We start from the raw sequence: 20076 nt of genomic DNA, 5'->3' as shown, positions 1-20076 counted from the left end.
TGGGGGAGAAGTGTGCGGCAAAAGGGCGCACGCGGGCAGCCGACCTCGGTCACCCAAGGCCCGTATTGTAAAAAGCGGGCTGGATCAGGGAGAAACCATACATGCAAAGCCTTGTCACGCCCGGGCTCAAGAGCCTGCCGAGCGATTCGCGTCCGCGCGAAAAGCTCCTCTCACGCGGCCCCGCCGCACTCAGCGACGGTGAACTGCTGGCCCTGCTGCTGCGCACCGGCATCGCCGGCAAACACGTGCTGCAGCTGGCGCAGGAACTGCTGGACCGCTTCGGCGGCATCGGCGGCCTGCTGCACACCGGCGCCGACGCGCTCAAACAGATCAAAGGCCTGGGGCCGGCCAAACGCGCCGAAGTGGTGGCCGTGCTGGAGCTGGCGCGCCGCGCACTGGCGCAGGAGCTGCGCCAGAACACCGTGTTCGACAGCCCGCAGGCGGTGCGCGAGTACCTGCAGCTGCAGCTCGGCGCCCGCGCGCACGAGGTGTTTGCGGTGCTGTTCCTGGACACGCAAAACCGACTGATTGCGCTGGAGGAGCTGTTTCGCGGCACGCTCACCCAGGCCAGCGTCTACCCGCGCGAAATCGTGCTGCGCGCCCTGCACCACCACGCCGCGGCCGTGGTGCTGGCGCACAACCACCCGAGCGGCGTGGCCGAGCCATCACACGCCGACATCGAGCTCACCCAGACCCTGCGCGCCGCGCTGACGCTGGTGGACGTGCGCGTGCTCGACCACTTCATCGTCACCCGGCAGCAGGCGCTGTCGCTGGCCGAACGGGGCCTGATGTAGCAAGCCCCCGCGCACCGGCCGGCGGTGTGGCCTCGGTCACAATGGCCGCATGAAAGTCCACACGCTGGCCGAGCTCAAGGCCTTCAAGCGTGCCATGGCCGAGCGGGCAGCGGCCGAGGCCGCACAACGCGAAGCCGAACGCCTCGCTGCCTTGCAGCGCGAACGCGAGCGGCGGCTGTTTGAGCTGGCGGTCGGGCCGGTGCAGCCAATCCCGCAGCCAGGCCGCATCGAACCGCGCCCCGTGCCGGTGGCGCCGATCCCGGTGCAGCGGCAACGCGACGAAGCCTCGGTGATGCGCGAGGCGCTGTCGGACGAGTTCGACATCGAGACCCTGCTGCACACCGACGAACTGCTGAGCTACCGCCGCCCCGGCCTGGGCCCCGAGATCGTGCGCAAGCTGCGCGAAGGCAGCTGGAGCATTCAGCGCCAGATCGACCTGCACGGCCTGCGCATCGACGAAGCGCGCGACGCCCTCGGCCGCTTCATTCGCGAAACCCACCAGGCCGGTCTGCGCTGCGTGCGCGTGGTGCACGGCAAGGGCCTGGGCTCACCCGGCCGCACGCCGGTGTTGAAGAGCCGGGTGCAACGCTGGCTGGTGCAGAAGAACGAGGTGATCGCCTTTGTGCAGGCGCGGCCGGCGGAGGGTGGGGCTGGGGCGCTGGTGGTGTTGTTGCGGTCGGCTTGAGGGAGTGGCTTTGGGCCATTGCCGTCGCTTGGCTCTCGGCCCGTTATGTCTGTTTTGCAGCGACTGCCGACGGTCGAGGCCAGCTTCCGTAGGGCAGCAATGTGCCCAAAGCGGCAATCCGCCGGACAGGCTGCGCAGCCTGCAGATCGGGGGCGTATTGCTGTCGCGGTAGCAACCGTGGTTGCATTTGGTTGCCGATACGTTGCTTTAGCTAAGATCGGCTGGCACACACCCTGGCTAAGGGACGTGCGAGGGGGGCCGAAGCCTGCCAAGTCAAGGCTCAAAAATAACCCATTTCACTGACGACATGAAACAAGATCCGACCATCGCAAGCGTCTCGGTAGAGGGTCTGCACGACCAGTTCGATTTCCATATTAACTTGCTACCTGGGTTGAATGTCCTATATGGAAAGAACGGGCGCGGCAAAACCACGCTTCTACATCTGCTCGCCAACATCTTAGAGCTCGATTTTCAACGCTTCACGTTTTTGCAGTTTCACCGCATAACGGTTGCGACCTCACTTGGTGATTCGATCGACCTCATCAAGGATGAGCCCGGGACGCTTCCCAAGGTGTTCCTCAATGGAAACCTGACTTCGCTGAGTTCAACGAACAGCCTATCAGAGCTTGAACTGGAAAGGTTGCGCGAAGCCCTTGGCGAACGCCCAACATATTTACCTGCATTCCGATCAATTCTTGAACGAGCGCGTAGCGATCAGGAACGCTATTACAGAAACGCTGCAGCCGAGCGTCGGGACGCAGATTACGAACTAGTTGCAGCAAGTGAACTCACGGCGCTGCGCGCGCACTACGGGCGTCAAGGGGTAGGTATAACGCCCCGGCAAATTCAGGATGAAGCTGTCGCAATCGCCGAAAAGACCATACTTTGCCGCCAATGGTTCGGAAAGTTTGTTCCGGTGATTCGATACCCGTCCGTAGCCGACGTTGAGGATGCCCTCAGCGAAGAATGGCGGCGAGCAGCGCTCGAAGTTTCATCAAAAGAACAGAGGATGTTCGAGGAAACGTTCGTCCAAGTCTTTAGAATTGTTTCTGGCTTGGAGAGCATACCCACAACAGAAACCAACGATGATATTATATCGTCTATTTCCAGCCTCTTGATGGATCAAGAGATACAGGCATCAAACAGCGAATCTCGCGCGGTGTTCGACAAGCTACTAATGTCGGCGCACTCCTTAAGCTCCAGCAACACACCGATGCGCGGTGTTGATAATTCGCTGCTAGGTCTCTATCGGCAGTTGCTTGAGACAAGGAACTCCGAAAGAAGGGTTGCATTCCAAAAGAGCCGCGAGTTTGAGCAATCGATCAACAGGTTCCTTGATAACAAGACTCTCAAGATTGGAAATACAGGATCGCGCCCGCGTCTTCGACAGCAGGTATTGGTTAATACGTCAGCCGGTCCAGCTTACGGCTTATCCGCATTATCTTCAGGCGAGCGACAGATTTTGACAATGCTTTATTCGGCAAGTCGCACGCGATTTGCTTCGGGAGCGTTCCTCATTGATGAGCCGGAACTATCTTTGCACATCGACTGGCAACGGATCATTTTGAAAGAGCTACGGAATCAGTCTCCAGATCGACAAATCATTGCTTGCACTCATTCTCCCGAAGTGGGCGCGGATCACTTCCTTGAGAACCAAGATTTCGAACCTGAACACAGTCCAAGAGGCCAGGATACTTTATTCACAGATGAGGAGCTGTGACCGTTATGGGGCGCACATATTCGGTCAACGGCTACCTTAATGCCGCGTTGAGACGAAGTGGCAAAACCTTGCTGGTCGAAGGTCCTGGAGATAAGGCCCTTCTCCACAGGCTTATCGCAGAGCGACTTCCGAACTTCAGTCCGCTTTCAAATATCGACCATGCCGGAATGGTAGAGGATCCGTTACTTGCCGGCTCTGGTAACAAGTCGCGCGTCGTAACCGTGAGAGATTCGGTCGATATCCTTGCATCGCATTCCCCCAAGATTGCATCTAAACTTGGAACACTAACGGATCGAGAGTGGGATGGATTAGCGATAGACGATTATTCGCCCCAACCTGAATGGCATCCCCCAGTTCAATGTGAGCGCCATTTTACAACTCTGGGACATTCCATTGAAAATTACAACTTCGACTACGGATGCATCAAGGAATATATTAAGTTCCACTTCGCCGAGTTCGCTACCGAAAATGTCTTTGTCGCACTCGAAAAAGGCATTCCGGCTACCCTCGTATTGGCTGCGGTGCTTTCAATAAAGCTTAAGAACGAATCTCAGCTATCTCGCAGTAACGGGTTAATTGATTTGCCGCACATTCGTGAGGGCAACGAGCGAATTTACTTGGATGCATCGTTTTCTGCCGCATGCACTACACGCGGCATAAGCTGCGCAGAAACTATTGTTCTAGATGTGAATCAGGGGGTCGACGCTGCTTGGGAGGCGCTCCATCGCAGCCATTCGACTAAGTGGATCCCCCATGGTCACATCGGGAATGATGTTTTGTGGGTCGGTGCAGCATATATAGCTTTGAGGAATGGATTCCCTAGGGAACTCGCGGCAGAACTTGCGAAGGGCGGCAGGAAGCAGCGCGACTTGTTTCAAGCGCAGTGGCTTTCAAAGGAACCAGCGTCAAAGCGTGAGCCGCTTGACGCAACTTTGGACTGGCTAAACCAAGCGGCGTAACGGCTCTGAGGGGCGATAGGGAATCGCCCCTCAGAGCATCGTTCCGCGACGACGCGCGCCCCTATATCGGCCTGATCTAATTTGGAGGGCGGTCTCAAATCCGAAGTGAAACACTCCGTATCCTGTAAGGTCCGCGAGTGCCAAGAACTGAATACCGCCAACTGCAACCCGAAGAGCACCTGACACTGGCCAGCCTGCAACAGAATTCGCCGTGGATCCAGAACTTCGGCTTTGGGCACATTGCTGCCTCGCGACTGAGCAATGCGAGCGGCGGCAGCCAGCCTGAAGCGGGTGTTGCGACCGACTGCTTCAGGCCAAGACCTGTCCAACAACTACGCCGGCGAATTCCGCATCCAGTCCGCCGTCTGAAAGAAGCTGGTCTTGAGGCGTTCGCGCAGCACCGCGTCCACCCCGGTATCCCCCATGGCCTGGTCCATGCAGGCCAGCCATTGGTCTCGCTCCTGGATGCCGATGGCGAACGGCATGTGGCGCATGCGCAGGCGCGGGTGGCCGAAGCGTTCGGTGTAGTGCTGCGGGCCGCCCATCCAGCCGCAGAGAAACCAGAACAGGCGTTGCCTTGCGTTGTCCAGCGTGCTGCCGTGCGCGGCGCGCAGTTCGCGGTAGCCGGGTTCGAGGTCCATCAGGTCGTAGAAGCGCTCGACCAGGGCGTGCAACTTGTCTTCGCCGCCGATCCATTCAAACGGTGTTGAATGCCGTGCGGCTTCTTCGGGTTGGTACAGGGGAACATTCATACAGAGGCCTTGCGAAGCGTTTCAACCACGGGCGTGCGCAGCACACTGCGCAGCCCCCACCAGCCCGCCATGAGGGCGAGCACGGCACCAGCGATGGCGCCACCCAAAGGTACCCAGGGTGACGCGGTCCAGGAGAACTGGAACACAAAACGCGCCAGCGCCCAGCCCACACCCACCGCCACCACCGACGCCAGAAAACCGGCCAGCAGGCCGACGCCGAGCAACTCCACACGCTGCACGTTGCGCAGCAGCGTGGAGCCCGCGCCGACCGCACGCAGGATGGCGAACTCACGTTCGCGTTCACCGCGGGTGGCGGTGATGGCCGACAGCAGCACCACCAGACCGGCCGCCAGCGTGAAGGCAAACAAAAATTCCACCGCCGCGATCACCTGGCCCAGCACGCGCTGCACCTGGGCGATGGTCTGGCTCATGTCGACGTTGGTGATGTTGGGAAATTCGCGCACCAGCGCGTTGTCGAAACCGTTCGGCGTGCCCCCCGCCACCTCGGGTGCGCGGAAGGCGCTGATGTAGCTCAGTGGCACGTCGGGCACCTGCGCCACCGGGAACACCACGAAGAAGTTCACCCGCATCGAACCCCAGTCGACCTTGCGCAGACTGGTGATGCGGCCTTCGGTGATCTGCCCTGCAATGTCGAAGCCGAGCCTGTCGCCCAGCTTCAGGCCCAGCTGTTCGGCCAGGCCTTCTTCCACGCTCAGTGCATCGGCTTCGTTGTCGGTCCAGCGGCCGGCCACGATGGGGTTGTGCTCGGGCAAGGTGGCGGTGCTGGAGAGGTTGAACTCGCGGTCGACCAGGCGCTGTGCGCGGTCTTCCTTGAAGTCTTCCGGCGACACGTTCTTGCCGTTGACGGTGACCAGCCGGCCACGGATCATGGGGTACCAGTCGTAACGCTGCACGCCGGCTTTCTGCAGCGCCTGCTGGAAGGCTTCACCCTGCTCGGGCTGCACGTTGATGACGAAGCGGTTGGGCGCGTCGGGTGGTGTGGCGTTGCGCCAGCTGGAAATGAGGTCGGTGCGCAGCAGCACCAGCAGCACCAGCGCCAACAGGCCGACCGCGAGCGCGCTGATCTGCACCACCGCGTACGCCGGGCGCGCCGACAGCTGGCGCGTGGCCATGACCAAAGCACGCGGTGCCGTGGCTTCGTTGACGCTGGCGCGCAGCACACGCACGGCGGCGTAGCTGGCGGCGGCAAACAGCAGCACCGCGCCGGCAAACCCGCCAACGGCGATGGCGCCGAGCAAGAGGTCGCGGCTGGCGGCCAGCAGCAGCGCGGCAAAACCCAGCACACCCAGGCCGAGCACGGCCAGCGTGGCGGGCTTGAGCTGGCCAACGTCGCGCCGGATCACGCGCAGCGGCGGCACCTGGGCCAGCTGCAGCACCGGCGGCAGGCCAAAGGCCAGCATCAGCGTGAGGCCCATGCCCAGGCCGAGCAGCACCGGCGTGAGGCCGGGCGCCGGCAGGCTGGACTCGACCAGGCCGGCGAGCAGCAGCACGAACACGTGGTGCACCACGAAGCCGATGAGCACGCCGAGCGCGCTGGCAAACAGCCCGACCAGGGTGAACTCCAGCGTGTAGGCGCGCGCCATGGTGCCTTGCGAGAGGCCGAGCACGCGCAGCATGGCGCAGTCGTCCAGATGGCGCGAGGCGAAACCGCGCGCCGCAATGGCCACCGCCACAGCACACAGCAGGGCCGCCAGCAGGGCCACGAGGTTGAGGAATTTTTCAGCCCGGCCCAGCGTCTGCTGCATCTCGGGCCGCCCGCTCTCCAGCGACTCCAGCCGGATGCCGCGCACCCCGGGCTGCGCCACCGCTTCGTCGGCCCAACGGGTGAAGGCGCCCACACTCGCTGGAGTGCCCGCCACCGCGAGGCGGTAGGTCAGGCGGCTGGCGGGTTGCACCAGGCCAGTGGCGGCGAGATCGGCGGTGTTGAGCATGACGCGCGGCGCAAAGCTCATGAAGCCGGCACCGCGGTCGGGCTCGACCACGATCAGGCGCGCGATGCGCAGCGAGGCATCACCCAGCAGCAGCGGATCGCCCACCTTGAGGTCGAGCGCCACCAGCAGGGGTTCGTCCACCCAGACGGTGCCGGGGGCGGGAATCTCGCGCGTGGCGCTGTCGGCACCGCCGGGTGCCTCGGCCACGCGCAGGCTGCCGCGCAGGGGATAGCCCTCGCCCACGGCCTTCAGGGCCACCAGGCGTGCGGCACCGCCCTCTTCGTCGCGCGCCCGGCCCATGGTGGGAAAGCCCAGTGTCTGGGTGGTGGACAGGCCGAGTTCACGCGCCTGTGCCTCGAACGCGGGGGGCATGGCGTGGTCGCTGCTGACGACGGCGTCGCCACCGATCAGGGCACTGGCGTCGCGCGTGAGGCCGCCCTGCAGGCGGTCGGCAAAAAACCCCACGGCGCTGAGCGCGGCCACCGCCAGGGTGACGGCAATCATCAGCAGGCGCAGCTCACCGGCGCGCCAGTCGCGCCGCAGCGAAGACCAGCCCAGGGTCCAGAAGCGGATGGGCAGGGAGGCGGTGGGCTGTGTCATGGCACGGACCTTATCGCATTCGCAAAAGCCACACACGCCATTCGGCGAGGCCGCGGCATGCGTGCCCCTTCCAGAACACCGCGGAACTGGCTTCGCCAGGCCGCAGGTGTTGCCCCCCGAGGGGGTGACGCGCCGCAGGCGCGGCGCGGGGGGAGCTTTATTTGGTGCCGAAGATCCGGTCGCCCGCGTCACCCAGGCCGGGCACGATGTAGCCGTGCTCGTTCAGGCCGCGGTCCACCGCCGGGGTGTAGACCGGCACATCGGGGTGGGCGTCGTGGAAGGTCTTGAGGCCTTCGGGACAGGTCACCAGGCAGACGAAACGGATCGAGCGCGGCCCGGTCTTCTTCAGCCGGTCCACCGCCATCACGGCCGAGTTGCCGGTGGCCAGCATCGGGTCGAGCACGATCACGTCGCGCTCCTGCATGTCGTGCGGCATCTTGAAGTAGTACTCCACCGCCTGCAGCGTCGCCGGGTCGCGGTAGAGGCCGATGTGGCCCACGCGCGCGCCGGGAATCACCTGCAGCATGCCGTCGAGGAAACCGTTGCCGGCGCGCAGGATGGAGGCCAGTACCACCTTCTTGCCGTCGATCACGCGCGAGGTCATCTTCTCCAGCGGGGTCTCGATTTCGATGTCCTGCATCGGCATGTCGCGCGTGATCTCGTAGGCCAGCAGCGCGCTGAGCTCGTGCACCAGTTCGCGGAAGCTTTTGGTGCTGGTGTCCTTGCGGCGCATCAGGGTCAGCTTGTGCTGAACCAGGGGGTGGTCAATGAGATGGACGTCGCGGCTCATGGGGGCGTTCTTTCGAAAGGCGGGGCACCGTGGCACAGCACGGCGGTGGATGGGCGGTGCGCCGAGTTTAAATGTCCTGACCACCCGGCCGCGGCCGGTGCACCCGAGCCGGCGGGCAAATTGCGCTTACAGCGAAACCGGTTGCGGGCGCAGTGGCGCTGGCGGCGGCACGGCGTCGAGCGCCAGCCGCTGTGGATTGGCGTAACACAGGAAGCGCTGGTTGGTGGCGCGGCCAATGGCGCACAGGCCCACGCGCTGCGCCACATCCAGCCCCATCTGCGTGATGCCGCTGCGCGAGACCACCACCGCCACACCCATCTGGGCCGACTTGATCACCATCTCGCTGGTGAGGCGGCCGGTGGTGTAGAAAATTTTCTCGCCGGTGGGTGGCGTCTGCTGCAGGCTCATCCAGCCGGCGATGGTGTCCACCGCGTTGTGGCGGCCCACGTCTTCCACGAACAGCTGCAGCTCTTCGCCGTAGAACAGCGCACAGGCGTGCACCGAGCCGGCCGACTTGTAGGTGCTCTCCTTGAGGCGGATGGCGTTGACGATGGCGTACAGCTGCGACTGCTTGATGCCCGCCTCGGCCGGCAGGCGGATGTTGTCAATCTCGTCCATCAGGTGGCCGAACACGCTGCCCTGGCCGCAGCCGGTGGTGACCACGCGGTGCGAGGTGCGCTCTTCGATGCGCTCGATGCCGCTGCGCGTCTTCACCGACGCGGCGTTCACCTCCCAGTCGACCGTGATGGACTCGATGTCCGACGCCGAGCCGATCAGGTTCTGGTTCAGCAGGTAACCCAGCACCAGCCACTCGGGCCGCGCACCCAGCGTCATCAGCGTGACGAGCTCGCGCTTGTCCACGTACACCGTGAGGTCGCGCTCGGCAGGAATGAAGATGGTTTCGCGCGTGCCGCGCTCGTTCATGACCTCGACTTCACGGGTCAGCGGCGCACGCGCCTGGGTCAGTTCAGGGAGGGACATGGGCGAAGACTAACGCATGAAAAGGGCCGACACCCTGGGGTTCGGCCCTTGGCGGAGGCTGAAGCGGGTTTTCGGAATCCCGCGCAGGCTCACTTCGCGCCCGTCGCAGCGCCGGCTGGCGCCTGGCTGCTGGGCGGGCTGACGGCTGTGGTGGCCGGGGAATGTGCACCGGCAGCCTCGGCCGGCTTGGGTGCCACGTAGGCGAACTGGCCGGGGTTGTTGCAAGCGGGCGCGGCGGCTTCGGCCGGCTTGACCGCCTTGCCGGCGCTGGCCGCGGTCTTGAAGTAGTTGCTGGCGGCGCGGTCCATCGACAGGCAGAGCTGGTAGGCATCGACCTTGGCGGCCCAGGCCGTCTTGGCGGCGGCTTCGGCCGCCTTGGCCTTGGCCTCTTCGGACAGCGGTGGCGGCGCAGGCAGCTTGGCGTGGGCCGCGGTGGCCAGCAGCAAACCCAGGCACAGGTTCAGGCTCAGGAGGGAAGGTTTCATGGAGTTGTCCTTGTCGCTGGAGATGCTGCTGTGCCGGGCTTCAGGCCTTGACGGCGCGCGAGGCCTCGGCCGCGCCGGCCGCGTCCACCGGGCCGCTGGTGCGTTGCGCGGGGATCTTGCCGGCCTTGATGTCGCGGTACCAGAGCTCGTGGTGTTCCTTGGCCCAGGTCTCGTCCACGTAACCGGTCTTCATGGCCTTGTAGGCGCCCTTCATACCGATGGTGCCGAGGTAGATGTGGCCCATGAACAGCGCCATCATCAGCACCGCCGCGGTGGCGTGCACCATGTGGGCAATCTGCATGTTGCCGCGGGTGTAGGCCACCGAAGGCAGCAGCTTGTCGAGGAACAGGCCGGAGCCGACCACGATCAGGCCGAAGAAGAACACGCCGCCCCAGAACACGATCTTCTCGCCCGCGTTGAAGCGGTGTGAAGGCACTTCCTGGCCGCTGAACAGGCCACCGCCCTTGAGCAGCCACTGGATGTCTTCCTTGGCCGGCAGGTTGTCCTTGATGAAGGTCACGATCACCACCAGCAGCGTCACCGCGAACAGCGGGCCGGCGAAGTTGTGCAGGTTCTTCAGCGCATAGGTCAGCCAGCCGAACAGCGTGCCGCCCAGGATGGGCAACAGGAAGAACTTGCCGAACGCCATGATGATGCCGGACACCGCCAGGGCCACGAACGCGATGGCGTTGAGCCAGTGCGCGGCGCGCTCGAAGTAGGTGAAGCGCTCGATCACGCGGCCGGTGGGTGCACCGTGCGTGGGGATTGCGCCCTTGGCGGCGTAGAACAGGCCGATGGCCAGCAGCACGATCAGCAGCACCGAACCGCCGTAGGGAATGATCCACTGGTTGCGCACCTGCCGCCAGGCTTCGCCCGCGTTGGTCAGGCGCGCGCCGGGGTAGTTCACGAACGGCTGGATCAGGTTGCCGGCTTCCAGGTAAGGCAGGCTGGAGTAACCCGTCACGCCCTTGCCGACGTCGCGCCACATGGGCGCGTTGTTGCCCGGCTGCACCTGGCGGCGTTCGGCGTTGGTCTGTTCGCGGTAGCCCGGGTCGGTGCTGGCGTCGGGGGCGATCTGGAAGATGTTGGCGTCGCGGATGCCACCCATCTGCGCAGCGGCAGGCGTGGCAACCGGTGCGGCGTCTGGCGCCGGCGCGGCGGCCTGCGGCGCCTGGGCGTTGGCCCAGCTCGCGCTCAGCGCCAGCAGCGCGACCGACCAGATCCTGGGCGACGACAGGCGCCGCAAGCCTTGAGTCAGGAGGCTGTACATGGTGTGGGGCCTCAGGGTGTTTTGCCGCCCATGCGGGTGTAATCGTTCTGGCCGTACTGCGCGCGCGCCTTCAGCCGTTGTTCCCAGCTGGTCTTGTCGCCCGCGGTCCAGCCGCTGCTGACGTACTGGCTCTTGCCCACGCCCTGGTAGGGCGCTGCATCGTGTTTGACGCCGGCGGCAGTCATCTCCTGCGGCTTCTCGCCACAGGCCGAAAGGGCCAGCAGGGAAGCCGCGATGGCGACGCTGAGTGTGAGCCGGCGCATCATGACTTTTCTCCCTGGGCGCTGCCATAGGCCGTGCCCCAGCCCCAGACTTCCGCGCCCTTGCCACGTTGCAGCACGCGGTTGCGGAAGATGTCGGCCACCACGTCGCCGTCGCCGGCGAGCAGGGCCTTGGTCGAGCACATCTCGGCGCAGGCCGGCAGCTTGCCTTCGGCCAGGCGGTTGCGGCCGTATTTCTCGAACTCGGCCTGGCTGCCGTGGTCTTCAGGGCCACCGGCGCAGAAGGTGCACTTGTCCATCTTGCCGCGCACGCCGAAGGTGCCTTGCGAGGGGAACTGCGGTGCGCCGAACGGGCAGGCGTAGGAGCAGTAGCCGCAGCCGATGCAGACGTCCTTGTCGTGCAGCACTACGCCTTCGTCGGTGCGGTAGAAGCAGTTGACCGGGCAGACCGCCATGCAGGGCGCGTCGCTGCAGTGCATGCAGGCCACCGAGATCGACTTCTCGCCCGGCACGCCGTCGTTGAGCGTGACCACGCGGCGGCGGTTCACGCCCCACGGCACTTCGTGTTCGTTCTTGCATGCCGTGACGCAGCCGTTGCATTCGATGCAGCGCTCCGCGTCACAGATGAATTTCATTCTTGCCATTGTTGTGCTCCAGGTCTCGTGGTCTTACGCTTTTTCGACGTTGCAGATCGTGGTCTTGGTTTCCTGCATCATCGTCACGATGTCGTAGCCGTAGGTGGTGGCCGTGTTCACGGCCTCGCCCCGCACGATCGGGAGGGCACCGTCCGGGTAGTACGGCTTCATGTCCTGGCCTTGCCAGCGACCGGAGAAGTGGAACGGCAGGAACACCGTGTCGGGTCCCACACGCTCGGTCACCAGGGCCTGCACGTTGATGCGCGCGCCGGTCGGCGTGCTCACCCACACGCGCTCGCCGTTGCGCACACCGCGCGCTGCAGCAGCCGCCGGGTTCAGCTCCACGAACATCTCCTGCTGCAGCTCGGCCAGCCAGGGGTTGGAGCGCGTTTCCTCGCCACCGCCCTCGTACTCGACCAGACGGCCCGAGGTCATGATGAGCGGGAATTTCTCGTGCAGCTTGTCGTCGACGTTCTTCGTCTGCAGCGACTTGTAGAGCACCGGCAGGCGCCAGCGCGTCTTCTGGTCGTCGTGGCTCGGGTACTTGGCCACCAGGTCGGGGCGCGTGCCGTAGATCGGCTCACGGTGCTGCGGCACGGCGTCGGGGAAGTTCCACACCACGGCGCGCGCCTTGGCGTTGCCGAACGGGTGGCAGCCGTGTGCCATGGCGACGCGGATGATGGCGCCGGTCGGGTCGGTCTTCCAGTTCTTGCCTTCGGCGGCCTTCTGCTCGGCCTCGCTCAGGTCGGCCCACCAGCCCAGCTTCTTGAGCAGCACGTGGTCGAACTCGGGGTAGCCGGTGGTGATTTCAGCGCCGAGCGAATACGAACCGTCTTCGGCCAGCAGGCTCTTGCCTTCGCGCTCAACACCGAAGTTGGCGCGGAAGTTGCCACCGCCGTCCATCACGTGTTTGGACGTGTCGTACAGGTTGGGCGAACCCGGGTGTTTGATCTCCGGCGTGCCGTAGCACGGCCAGGGCAGGCCGAAGTAGTCGCCGGTCATGTCGTAACCGGTTTCCTTGTCCACCACATTGCCCTTGGCCTTGAGCGTCTTCACGTCGAAGGCGTTCATGTTGCGCATGTGGGCCTTGAGGCGTTCCGGGCTCTGGCCGGTGTAGCCGATGGTCCAGACCGACTTGTTGATCTCGCGCAGGATGTCTTCCGGCATGGGCTCGTCCATGCCCTTGACCTTCTGCATCTTGTAGTTCTTGCTGAGCTCGGTGGCGAAGCCGAGTTTTTCAGCGAACTGGTGCATGATCATGTGGTCGCTGCGGCTCTCCCACAGCGGGTCGATCACCTTCTCGCGCCATTGCAGCGAGCGGTTCGAGGCGGTGCAAGAACCACTGGTCTCGAACTGCGTGGCGGCCGGCAGCAGATAGACCGCGCGGTTCGGGTTCAGGTCTTCGGCCTTGCCGGGCATGGCGGCCATCGACGCGGTGGCCGAGGGGTACGGGTCCACCACCACCAACAGGTCGAGCTTGTCCATCGCGCGCTTCATCTCCAGACCACGCGTCTGCGAGTTGGGCGCATGGCCCCAGAAGAACACGCCACGCAGGTTGGCTTCCTGGTCAACCAGCTCGTTGTTCTCCAGCACGCCGTCGATCCAGCGCGACACCGTGATGCCGGGCTTTTCCATGTTGCCGCCGGTGTACTTCTGCTTGATCCACTCGTAGTCCACGCCCCAGGTGGCGGCGAAGTGTTTCCACGAGCCGGCGGCCAGGCCGTAATAGCCGGGCAGCGAGTCGGGGTTGGGGCCGACGTCGGTCGCGCCCTGCACGTTGTCGTGGCCACGGAAGATGTTGGTGCCGCCGCCGCTCTTGCCGATGTTGCCGAGCGCAAGCTGCAGGATGCACGAGGCACGCACCATGGCGTTGCCGATCGAGTGCTGGGTCTGGCCCATGCACCAGACGATGGTGGCGGGTTTGGCTTCGGCGAGCATCCTGGCCACCTTGACCATCTGCTCTTCCTTCACACCGCAGGCTTCTTCCACCGCGGCGGGGTGCCACTTGGCCATCACCTCGGCCTTCACGGTTTCCATGCCGTACACGCGGTCGTTGATGTACTGCTTGTCTTCCCAGCCGTTCTTGAACACGTGGTACAGGATGCCGAACAGGAAAGGAATGTCGGTGCCCGAGCGGATGCGCACGTACTCGTCGGCCTTGGCCGCGGTGCGGGTGAAGCGCGGGTCGACCACGATCATCTTGCAGCCGATTTCCTTGGCGTGCAGCATGTGCAGCATGGACACCGGGTGCGCTTCGGCGGCGTTGGAGCCAATGTACAACGCGCACTTGCTGTTCTGCATGTCGTTGTACGAGTTGGTCATGGCGCCATAACCCCAGGTGTTGGCCACGCCGGCCACCGTGGTGGAGTGGCAGATGCGCGCCTGGTGGTCGCAGTTGTTGGTGCCCCAGAAGCTCACAAACTTGCGCAGCAGGTAGGCCTGTTCGTTGTTGTGCTTGGAGGAACCGATGAAGTACACCGAGTCGGGGCCGCTGGCCTCGCGCAGTTCCTTCATCTTGGCGGTGATCTCGTTGAGCGCGGTGTCCCAGCTGATGCGCTGGTACTTGCCGTTGACCAGCTTCATCGGGTAACGCAGGCGGTACTCACCGTGGCCGTGTTCGCGCAGGGCCGCGCCCTTGGCGCAGTGCGCGCCGAGGTTGATGGGCGAGTCGAACACCGGTTCCTGGCGCACCCAGACACCGTTCTCCACGATCGCGTCGGCCGCACAACCCACCGAGCAGTGGGTGCACACGGTGCGCTTGACTTCGATGGTGCCGGTGCCGTCGATGGACTTGCCACCGGCTGCGGCTTCGGCCTTCTTCACCAACGTCAGCTGGCTGGCCGCCAGGCCGACGCCCACACCCAGGCCGGAGCGGCGCAGGAAGGAGCGGCGGTCCATCGTCGGCAGTGCGGTGGACAGGCCGCGTTGCAGCTTGTGCACGAAGCCCGATGGCGAGGAGGACGCGCGCGTGCCGTGCACGCCCGACGGGGATTTTTTGGTCAACAACATGGAAAGAGCTCCTGTTCGCTCAGATGCGCGTGGTCTGGTAATACCGCTTGACGTGCTCGCTGAGCGAGTAGCCGCCGCCATTGGCCGGCGCTGCCGGCTTGGGCGCTGCTGCGGTCGCCTCTTCGGGCAACACACGGGGCAACAGGGTGGCCGCGGCAGCGAGTGCGCCGACGGTGGACGCGCCCGCAAACAGGGTGCGGCGCTTGAGGCTTGGACGGGCTTCTTCAGACGTGTTTCGTGGGGACTTGTTCATGCATGTCTCCTGTTATGAACGGCCGCACATCACAACATGCGGGCCTTTTGCATAAGTCGAATCTAACCCGCAGCCACCACCTATGCAAGGCAGTCACAAGGGGTACGCGCCCGCGAAATGAGAGCCATTCTCATCGCCAGAAATCGCAGCGCGGAGCACGCGCGCGCTGGCCGATTCATAGCCAGAACCGTGCCATGTTGGCGCAGCGATGCGCGCCCCCGCGATACCCCGGCCAAGCCATGCGCGGCATTCCCTGTGTGCATGCGGATCACGCGCCTGTTGACTCCTGCGCGTGCCACGTCATGCCCGGGGAAAAGCCATGCCTGGTGGGCGCTGCAGCACACGGCCGCACCTCGCGCTTGCGACAACTTGTCGCACGCCCGTCGCCGCAACCTGGCGCGAGCACACGCTGCGCAGGCCCTCGAAAACCCGCAATACCCCACTGATTTCGTCAGCTTCATCCGTAGAATCGCCGCACGTGGACACCTCATTTCTCCCCCCTTCCCCCGAACGAACCCTTGAAGGCTGGCCCGACTGGTCGATCCTGATCGTCGACGACGAACAGGGCATGCTCAACTTTCTCGTCAAGACGCTGGCACCACGTTGCCACTTCGTGATGAGCGCGGGCAGCGCCGAAGACGGCGCGCAGTGGCTGCGTGGCCACCATGTGGACCTGGTGATCCTCGACATCTCCCTGCCGGGCAAAAGCGGCGTGGTCTGGCTCAAGGAACTGCGTGAGCAGGGCTTCACCGGCGAGGTGATCCTCATCACCGCCTTCGCCGATCTGGACACCGCCATCGAAGCGCTGCGCGCGGGCGCGTCCGACTTCATCCTCAAGCCCTTCCGTGTGCCGCAGATCCTCAACGCGGTGAAGCACTGTTATGAGCGCTCGCGGCTGCGGCGCGAGAACTTCGTGCTGCGCCGCGCGGTCACCAGCGCACCCGGGCGCGGTGCCGTGCTCGGCAGCTCGGAGGCCATGCAGCAGTTGCGCACCTCGATCGACCGCGTGGCCGCAGTCGACAGCACGGTGCTGCTGCAGGGCGAGTCGGGCACCGGCAAAGAGCTGGTGGCGCGCGAGCTGCACGCCCGCAGCAGCCGCGCCAGCGGCCCCTTCGTGCCAGTCAACTGCGCCGGCATGTCGCCCGAGCTGATCGAGAGCGAACTGTTCGGCCACGCCAAGGGCGCCTTCGCCGGCGCCACACGCGCGCGCGACGGCCTGTTCCACTACGCGCAGGGCGGCACGTTGTTCCTGGACGAAATCGCCGAGCTGCCGCTGCCGATCCAGGCCACGCTGCTGCGTGCCATCGAAGACCTCAACATCCGCCCGGTGGGCAGCGAACAGCTGGTGCCGCTGAACCTGCGCATCGTCGCCGCCACCAACCGCCAGCTCAGCGACGAGGTGGCCGCGGGCCGCTTCCGCAAGGATCTGTTCTTCCGCCTGGAGGTGGTGGACCTCACGCTGCCGCCGCTGCGCGAACACAAGGACGACATCGCCGAACTGGCGGCGCACTTCATCGACCAGCTCGCGCCCTCGCTCGGCGTCGATCCGCTGACGATCAGCGAGACCGAGATGGACTTCCTGCACCAGTACCACTGGCCGGGCAATGTGCGCGAGCTGCGCAACCTGATCGAACGCTCGCTGATCCTGGGCAGCCTCAACGTGTCGGCGCTCTACCCCGGCGACGCCCGCGCCCCTGACACCCGCACCGTGCCGACCGACCTGCACACGCTGGAGAAGCTGCACATCCTCTCGGTGCTCGAATCGGTGCAGGGCGACAAGACACGTGCCGCGCAGTTGCTGGGTGTGTCGCGGCGCACGCTGGAACGCCGCGTGGCCGAATGGGGTAGCCCGTGAACACACCCCCGCCGCGCTTCGCGCGCCTCCGGATGGGGAAACATTCCGCATGAGCGTCTGGCGCACGCCCCGCTGGCTGGCCGGTTCGGTCCGCAACAAGCTGCTGGCGATGGCGCTGCTGCCGCTGCTGGTGGCGTTTCCGATGCTGGTGATCGCGCTGGCCCTGTGGGGCAATGTGGCGTACGACCGTTTGCTCATCACCAAGGTGCGCAGCGACCTGGCGGTGGCGCATGGGTACTTCGAACAGGTGCTCAGCGAGGTGGGCTCGGGCACGCTGGGCGTGGCCGCCTCGCAGTCGCTCTACACAGCCCTGCACGCCGCCACGCCAGAGCCAGACCGGGGGCAGGCGCTGAACCAGCAGCTCGCGCTCGGCCGCGAGCGACTCGGCCTGGATTTCCTGCTGCTCTATGACCCGCAAGGCCGGTCGCTGGCGCGCGCCGTGCCCACCGGCCAGGGCCGGGAAGACACGGCCGCACCGGCTCCGCTGATGCCGCCTGCGCTCGGCGATTCGCTGAACGTCAGCCGCACCAGCGCCAACGCCAGGCTGCTGGTGCTCGGGCCTGACGAACTGGAGGCGCTCGCACCACACCTCGCGGCACGCCTGCGCATTCCGCTCGTGGCCACGCGCAACGCCGCACCCGACACGCGCGACGCCGAGCACCGCGCGCTGGTGATGCTCTCCACCCACCCGGTGCGCAACGCCAGCGGCCAGACCATCGCCGTGCTGGCCGGTGGCCTGCTGCTGAACCAGAACCTGGATTTCATCGACCACATCAACCGCATCGTCTACCCCGAAGGCTCCCTGCCCTTCGGCAGCCAGGGCACGGCCACGCTGTTCATGGACGACGTGCGCATCACCACCAACGTGCGCCTGTTCCAGGACCAGCGCGCCATCGGCACGCGTGTCTCGCAGACCGTGCGCGACGCGGTGCTGGAGCGCGGCCAGACCTGGCTGGACCGCGCCTTCGTGGTCAACGACTGGTACGTCTCGGCCTACGAGCCTCTGCTGGACGCGCACGACCAGCGCATCGGCATGCTCTACGTCGGTTACCTGGAAGCGCCTTTTCGCCTGGTGCGTTACGCCATGCTCGGCGTGATGGGCCTGATCTTCCTCGGCGTGATGGCGCTCTCGGCCTGGTTCTCGCTGCGCTGGGCGCGCAGCATCTTCCAGCCGGTGCAGCGCATGAACCGCACCATGCAGCTGGTGGAAGAAGGCCAGACGCAGGCGCGTGTGGGCGCCATTCCCGCGCGCGACGAACTCGGCGCGTTGGCCGGCCACCTGGACGAACTGCTCGACACCATCGACGACAAGACCGCCGCGCTGCAGCGCTGGGGCGAGCAGCTCGACCACAAGGTGGCCGAGCGCACGCAGGAGCTGGAGGCCAGCAACGCGGCGCTGCAGCTGGCGCAGCAGCAACTGGTGAAGAGCGAGAAGCTGGCCGCCATCGGCCAGCTCACGGCGAGCATTGCGCACGAGATCAACAACCCGATTGCGGTGATGCAGGGCAACCTGGATTTGATGCGCGAAACGCTGGGCGAGGCCGGTCGCCCGGTGCGCGCCGAGTTGCAGCTGCTGGACGAACAGGTGGAGCGCATGCGCATCATCGTCACGCAGCTGCTGCAGTACGCGCGGCCCACCGAGTACGCCGGGTATGTCGAGGCGCTGGACATCCACCGCACGCTGGACGACTGCCTGGTGCTGGTGGGCCACCTGCTGGCGCAGACGCGCATCGAGGTGCAGCGCGAGTCACATGCCACGCGGCGCGTGGGCTGCAACCGGCAGGAGCTGCAGCAGGTGGTGATCAACCTGCTGATCAACGCGATCCAGGCCATGCCGCAGGGCGGTGTGCTGCGCCTGGAAACGCAGGACTGGACCGACCCGCAAGGGCGCCCGGGCGTGCGCCTGTGGGTGCTGGACAGCGGCGCGGGGCTCTCACCCGCCGTGCTGGAGCGTTTGTTCCGCCCCTTCTTCACGACCCGCAACGACGGCAACGGCCTGGGCCTGTGGATCAGCCAGGGGCTGGTGGAGCGCTACGGCGGGCACATCACGGCCACCAACCGCGAGGGCACCGCGGGCGCTTCGTTCTGCGTGTCCCTGCTCACCGAACCGCAGGCACCTGCCGCCGCGCCGACCGGGGATGGGCGGCCTGGGGGGCTTTGAGCTCTGTTGCGCGGAAGGCTTCGCGCCAAGGGGGCTGGGTGGTCGCGTGGCCCGGCCCAGCCAGTCGCCGGCTTGTCGCGGGTGCACGGCGTGACAGGCACACCAACGTTTGCATGCACAGGTGCGTTGCAGGACGGTGGTGGTGCCCGCATGCGCAGGCCCTCGTTCGCGGTTGCCACAGAGGCTGAGCACCCGCCAAGGCGTTGACACCGTGCTGCAGGCGGACCCGGGCAGACACCCGCGACAAGGCCGGAGCAGGCGGGTGCCGCCACCGGCCTGGCGCGAGGTCTTTGAACGAGACCTCAGCGCGCCCCCATCCCGTCACACCAGCATGTCGAAACCCTGGGTCTCCACGTTGAAGAAGGCCCGGGTGAAGCCGGCCAGCGCGGCATAGAAATGCGCCTTGGGGTGCGCCGCGATGGCGTCGCACAGCTGCGGCAGCCAGGGCTGCAGGTGGGTGGTGTAGAAGGCCTGCTGCTGCGTCAGGTTGGCCACCGCCACATCGTCGCCGGCGATCAGATAGCGCATCACCTCGCACAGGTAGGCCACGTGGTCTTCGGTCTCGGGCATGGTCTCGTCGCGCGCCAGGCCGAGCGCGGCCAGGTCGGTGCGCAGGATGGCCAGCGGCTTCTCGTTCAGGAAGCCGCTCAGGTAGTGCGAGCCGAACAGGTACACCTCGGGCCGGCCGACGCCGCCGAACAGGGCGTCGTACTCCTGCGCCACCTCGTCGTCGCTCAGTGCGCGCGCGGCGGCCACCACCTCGCGCCAGGGCTCTTCCAGGAATCCACCGGCAGCGGGTGCTTCGGTGACGGCGACACGCAGTTGCGACATCAGCTCGGCCGGCGGCGGCGCGTAGTACAGCGCGGCCAGCAGGCCGTAGACCTCGGCGCGGGCGGTTTCTTCGTCCAGCGACGAGGACGAGACGGGAATGGCGTTGTTCATGGCGGCGTGCGC

At 65.4% G+C, this 20076-nt stretch carries 17 protein-coding genes; 6 read left to right on the top strand and 11 right to left on the bottom strand.

From position 1 onward, the window contains the following. Positions 1-101: 101 nt before the first annotated feature. The 4 genes from radC (at position 102) to HPA01S_RS22945 (ending at position 4158) form a co-directional block, all read left to right on the top strand. Entirely contained in the window at positions 102-794 is a 693-nt protein-coding gene (gene radC / locus HPA01S_RS02600; protein ID WP_066266287.1) for a RadC family protein, read from the top strand. Positions 795-843: 49 nt separating this feature from the next. Further along, positions 844-1479, top strand: coding sequence for a Smr/MutS family protein (locus HPA01S_RS02595; RefSeq protein ID WP_066266285.1), 636 nt, complete (start codon positions 844-846; stop codon positions 1477-1479). Positions 1480-1786: 307 nt separating this feature from the next. Continuing rightward, positions 1787-3199: an AAA family ATPase gene (locus HPA01S_RS22515; protein ID WP_084360409.1), complete on the top strand. Its 1413-nt coding sequence runs from the start codon at positions 1787-1789 to the stop codon at positions 3197-3199. A gap of 5 nt (positions 3200-3204) precedes the next feature. Beyond that, on the top strand, positions 3205-4158 hold the full coding sequence (locus HPA01S_RS22945) for a hypothetical protein (protein WP_157084874.1): 954 nt from the start codon (positions 3205-3207) through the stop codon (positions 4156-4158). Positions 4159-4490: 332 nt separating this feature from the next. Here the strand turns inward: HPA01S_RS22945 and HPA01S_RS02590 are convergent, their stop codons facing one another. The 10 genes from HPA01S_RS02590 to HPA01S_RS02545 form a co-directional block, all read right to left on the bottom strand. Next, positions 4491-4910: a group II truncated hemoglobin gene (locus HPA01S_RS02590; protein WP_066266283.1), complete on the bottom strand. Its 420-nt coding sequence runs from the start codon at positions 4908-4910 to the stop codon at positions 4491-4493. Next, positions 4907-7462, bottom strand: coding sequence for an ABC transporter permease (locus HPA01S_RS02585; RefSeq protein ID WP_157084873.1), 2556 nt, complete (start codon positions 7460-7462; stop codon positions 4907-4909). Before HPA01S_RS02585 ends, HPA01S_RS02590 begins: the two co-directional genes overlap by 4 nt. A gap of 157 nt (positions 7463-7619) precedes the next feature. Then, the gene (gene upp / locus HPA01S_RS02580) at positions 7620-8252 is read right to left on the bottom strand and encodes a uracil phosphoribosyltransferase (RefSeq protein ID WP_066266280.1); all 633 of its coding nucleotides are present in this window, start codon (positions 8250-8252) and stop codon (positions 7620-7622) included. A gap of 126 nt (positions 8253-8378) precedes the next feature. Then, positions 8379-9233: a formate dehydrogenase accessory sulfurtransferase FdhD gene (locus tag HPA01S_RS02575; protein WP_066266279.1), complete on the bottom strand. Its 855-nt coding sequence runs from the start codon at positions 9231-9233 to the stop codon at positions 8379-8381. An 89-nt stretch (positions 9234-9322) separates the two neighbouring features. Further along, positions 9323-9718, bottom strand: a complete 396-nt coding sequence (locus HPA01S_RS02570) for a hypothetical protein (protein WP_066266273.1) — start codon at positions 9716-9718, stop codon at positions 9323-9325. 40 nt (positions 9719-9758) lie between these two features. Beyond that, the gene (locus tag HPA01S_RS02565; RefSeq protein WP_066266270.1) at positions 9759-10988 is read right to left on the bottom strand and encodes a formate dehydrogenase subunit gamma; all 1230 of its coding nucleotides are present in this window, start codon (positions 10986-10988) and stop codon (positions 9759-9761) included. Between the two features lie 11 nt (positions 10989-10999). Continuing rightward, on the bottom strand, positions 11000-11254 hold the full coding sequence (locus HPA01S_RS02560) for a hypothetical protein (RefSeq protein WP_066266268.1): 255 nt from the start codon (positions 11252-11254) through the stop codon (positions 11000-11002). Next, entirely contained in the window at positions 11251-11853 is a 603-nt protein-coding gene (gene fdh3B, locus HPA01S_RS02555) for a formate dehydrogenase FDH3 subunit beta (RefSeq protein WP_066266266.1), read from the bottom strand. The genes HPA01S_RS02560 and fdh3B overlap by 4 nt, the downstream gene beginning before the upstream one ends. 24 nt (positions 11854-11877) lie before the next feature. Beyond that, positions 11878-14853, bottom strand: a complete 2976-nt coding sequence (locus tag HPA01S_RS02550) for a formate dehydrogenase subunit alpha (RefSeq protein ID WP_066266263.1) — start codon at positions 14851-14853, stop codon at positions 11878-11880. Between the two features lie 19 nt (positions 14854-14872). Further along, a complete protein-coding gene (locus HPA01S_RS02545) occupies positions 14873-15106 on the bottom strand; it encodes a hypothetical protein (RefSeq protein ID WP_066266261.1) in 234 nt (77 codons plus the stop codon). A 478-nt stretch (positions 15107-15584) separates the two neighbouring features. On the opposite strand from HPA01S_RS02545, the gene HPA01S_RS02540 reads away from it, so the two are divergent. Together HPA01S_RS02540 and HPA01S_RS02535 are read left to right on the top strand one after the other, a co-directional pair. Then, positions 15585-16961 carry a sigma-54-dependent transcriptional regulator gene (locus HPA01S_RS02540; protein ID WP_066266258.1) on the top strand — a complete coding sequence of 459 codons (1377 nt, stop codon included), beginning with the start codon at positions 15585-15587 and terminating at the stop codon, positions 16959-16961. Between the two features lie 49 nt (positions 16962-17010). Then, complete coding sequence (locus HPA01S_RS02535; RefSeq protein ID WP_066266256.1) at positions 17011-19122, top strand: sensor histidine kinase; 2112 nt, start codon at positions 17011-17013, stop codon at positions 19120-19122. Between the two features lie 321 nt (positions 19123-19443). On the opposite strand, the gene HPA01S_RS02530 is transcribed toward HPA01S_RS02535, so the two are convergent. Next, a complete protein-coding gene (locus tag HPA01S_RS02530; RefSeq protein WP_066266722.1) occupies positions 19444-20064 on the bottom strand; it encodes a TorD/DmsD family molecular chaperone in 621 nt (206 codons plus the stop codon). Positions 20065-20076 lie beyond the last annotated feature (12 nt).

It is taken from the genome of Hydrogenophaga palleronii NBRC 102513 (assembly GCF_001571225.1).
In the GTDB taxonomy this organism is placed as follows: Bacteria; Pseudomonadota; Gammaproteobacteria; order Burkholderiales; family Burkholderiaceae_C; genus Hydrogenophaga; species Hydrogenophaga palleronii.
The sequence above is the reverse complement of the archived record's forward strand: the minus strand, read 5'-3'. Positions and strand labels throughout refer to the sequence as shown.